Here is a 274-nt window from a genome sequence, read left to right on the forward strand (position 1 = left end):
AGGTTTGGCTATCGTAAAAAAAGTACTCGACCTTCATCAAGGAGAAATAAAAGTCGAGAGTGAGGAAGGCAGTGGTACGGAATTTATTGTACGTATTCCGAATCATGAAGAGAAATAGTGTTAGAAGGGGGAACCTTCTAACACTATTTTTCTTTAAAAATACATTTCCCATTACTGCAACTATATTGATAAGCTTTTCCTTCATTATTCATACCGTATGAATAATCTGATTTTTTATCTTTCTTAAAGTCAACGCATGCTTCTGCACCGTTTT

1 protein-coding gene and 1 pseudogene are annotated in these 274 nt (G+C 34.7%); one reads left to right on the top strand and one right to left on the bottom strand.

Annotation, left to right across the window (positions count from 1 at the left end):
• The coding region (locus KVT11_RS19865) for an ATP-binding protein (RefSeq protein WP_217609148.1) at window positions 1–118 on the top strand (118 nt) is incomplete at its 5' end.
• A 25-nt stretch (window positions 119–143) separates the two neighbouring features.
• On the opposite strand, the pseudogene KVT11_RS21630 reads toward KVT11_RS19865, so the two are convergent.
• Window positions 144–274 (bottom strand): annotated as a pseudogene (locus KVT11_RS21630) (DUF3139 domain-containing protein); the annotation flags it as partial.

Source organism: Bacillus sp. GbtcB10 (assembly GCF_019091365.1).
Classification (GTDB): domain Bacteria; phylum Bacillota; class Bacilli; order Bacillales; family Bacillaceae; genus Bacillus; species Bacillus altitudinis.